This window comes from Paenibacillus sp. OT2-17 (assembly GCF_009827695.1).
Classification (GTDB): domain Bacteria; phylum Bacillota; class Bacilli; order Paenibacillales; family Paenibacillaceae; genus Paenibacillus; species Paenibacillus polymyxa_B.
Window position 1 is genome coordinate 1 of record NZ_WUDQ01000496.1, and the last position, 2,764, is coordinate 2,764.

General features: G+C 48.4%; 3 protein-coding genes. All 3 read right to left on the bottom strand.

The features are described from left to right. A partial coding sequence (locus GRP75_RS23650) for a 2-keto-3-deoxygluconate permease (RefSeq protein WP_160790536.1) occupies window positions 1–473 on the bottom strand: 473 nt, incomplete at its 3' end. Between the two features lie 48 nt (window positions 474–521). After that, complete coding sequence (locus GRP75_RS23655) at window positions 522–1,529, bottom strand: tripartite tricarboxylate transporter substrate binding protein (protein WP_068942435.1); 1,008 nt, start codon at window positions 1,527–1,529, stop codon at window positions 522–524. A gap of 129 nt (window positions 1,530–1,658) precedes the next feature. Then, window positions 1,659–2,764, bottom strand: a 1,106-nt coding sequence (locus GRP75_RS23660) for an AraC family transcriptional regulator (protein ID WP_160790537.1), incomplete at its 5' end; no start/stop codon positions are given.

Here is a 2,764-nt window from a genome sequence, read left to right on the forward strand (position 1 = left end):
AAAATAATCATTGTCACCACCGGACCCGATTCCAGTGACATCAGTACAAATGCTCCTGCCTCTTCCTTGGAGCCATACTGCTGCATAATGGAGGCGTATAACCCGCCGTTCGTCATATCCATAGCCGAGATCAGCGCCAGCACCGACAAACCTGCAAATAGTCCACTTTCTACACCACCAACAGGCAGCAATCTGGATGCAATGATCGCCACTACCCACGCGACCGCGATTTTAGTCAATACGAGCGTTCCTGATTTACGCAATACAGTACCCGTCGCTCGCACATCTATAGAAGCACCCATACAAAAAAACCACACTGCTAAAATGGGTACCGTACCTGTCATCAGCCCCTTGGTAAAAGATCCAAAATAGTCGCCTGCCCATGGAGTAAATGTATGAAAAAGTGCGCCAATAAACAGCGGCACCAGCATAATGCCCCCTGGAATTTTATCAATGTTTTGTTTGATTTTCATTACTTCGTTCAACCCTTTCGTTTTTGCCAATGCAAAAACAAGGCCGTATTACTTGCGGCTCAAGCCGAGCTCGGGAATCAGTCTTGCGAAGGTATCATGACTCTCCTTCAGTTGCTGCGCGAATGCCTCTGCATCCTGGACACGCAATCCCAACCCATGCTTACGCATTTCCTCCCTGAATTCCTCGTCTTTCGTCCCCTTGATCAGTGCATCCGTCAGCGTTTGAGCAACTTCATCCGGTGTATCCTTGGGTACAGCCAGCCCTCTCCAAGTGCCAATAAAATGTACACGCAGCCCAGTGGCTTGCTGTAGTGTCGGCACTTTTGGAAACGCTTCCGAAATAGTGTCTGCCTGGATCGCCAGTATGCGAAGTTTCCCTTCGTCCACGTATTTCTTCACTTCTGCGGGACTGACGGGTACAGCATCCACAAATCCGCTCATTAAAGCGGAGACGGCTGGGCCTGCTCCCTCATAAGGGATATGGGTAAAGCGGACTCCGCTTTTCTGCTCCAGCATCGCGGCAGCAAGGTGCCATATGCTCCCTGTGCCTGCATTCCCCATTTTGAGCTTGCCGGGATGGGCCCCAGCATCCTCCAGAAATGCCTCCGCTGTCGTCCATGGTGCATCCGCCCGGACCGTAATGGCGGAAGGGTCCATATTGGTTTGAAGCAGCGGCTTAAATCGCTCATAGGTGAGCGGTAGCAGTCCCAAATGAGGCAACGTAGTCAGCTCAGCGACCAGATACGTTACAGTATAACCGTCCGCCTGCGCCTCAGCCCCTTCCATCAGCCCGACAGAACCGCCTCCTCCCGTTCGATTAACGACGATTATCGGCTGACCGAGATGCTTTTCGGCGGCTTTCGCCAACGCTCTCGCGGTAATATCTGTACCGCCTCCAGCCGCATAAGGAACGACGAGTGTTATTGGCTTCGTAGGAAATATACGGCTGTGATCCTGCAGGGTGCGGTGATCCACATATTCACTGATACTCAAGGCAGAAAGCATAGCTACTCCCGCCGCAACCAGCACATATTTTTGCCATGGCTTTTTCTTCATTATGTTTCCTCTTCTCCAAAAATGAACTGGGCCCGTCATGCGCCCGTTTTCACCTCCAACGTTTTCGGTCTTGTTGTTTGCGTTTACATGAAGTCAATGTACCGCAACGTGGAGGGCTACAGCTATCGCTTAATCTTCGTATTTATCTTCTATTTCGCCAAAGTATCGGCCTTTTGACCGATCTGCATATTTATTGGAAGATTTGCTGATTTGTCTGAATTTCCCTGGGGTCACTTGTTTGTGCTTGCGGAATACCCGAATAAAGCTGTTCTCATTTCGGTATCCGACCTGTTCTGCAATTTCACCGATTTTCAAATGGGTTTCACATAGTAATGTGCATGCCTTTTTTACGCGTAATCCAGTCAAATAATCGTAAACGGTGGTCCCCGTTTCTTCCTTGAACATGCTGCTCACCGAGGACACGCTCATGTGAACATGATCCGCAATTTCCTGAAGCCCGATGTTCAAATGCAAATGATGTTCCATATATTCAATCATCTCTTGTACACGCACAAAATCTTTGGACTGAATGCGGCCGTGCCATTTTTCTTCAATATCAGTCAACATAATGACCAGCAATGCCTCAATGTCTTGAAGGTCTAGCGTCAGAATCTGATTCCAGTGTTCATCAGCAAGCTGATCCGGCGGCGTCACACTCTGCCTGGCACACCATTTTAGCAAATCTTCCAGCAATTCATGAACAAACAAGTAGACCTGGGCTGGGGATGTTCTGTGGAGTCGAAGTTCTTCTACCCAGTGGCTGATTAGCTTTACACTTGCACCAGGTTCCTGTGACTCCAGGGCACGAATCATTTCCACACGCCGATTGTCCAGCAATGTTGAATCCTGAATCTGCTCCTTTGACTGTTCATCCACTGTGTTATCCTTTTTCACACTTATGCTGCTGTCTATATTCGTATATGAACGTCCATACCCCTCATACAAACGCAAATTAAGGGCCTCTTTTCCTTTTATAAAAGACGCCCGTGCCTCTTGAATATCCGTGACCATATGACCAATCCCTATAGAAATAGTCAAAGGAAGATACTCACCGACAACCTGAATCAGCCTATCCACGCTTTTCTGAAGCAAAATGCTCTCTTGGAGGTCAGTCTCTGTACCAACTTCATTCGAACTCTCGCTGAACTGTAACAGCACAATAAAACCACTTTCCTCCTCCGGCGAGCATACTGCTTTCCAGTGAGGTTCGAGCATCTCTAGCAAAATATTGTTCA

What these genes read in the sequence shown, in the direction of transcription:
- GRP75_RS23655 (WP_068942435.1), bottom strand. Translation starts at nt 1,529, where the DNA reads ATGAAGAAAAAGCCATGGCAAAAATATGTGCTGGTTGCGGCGGGAGTA.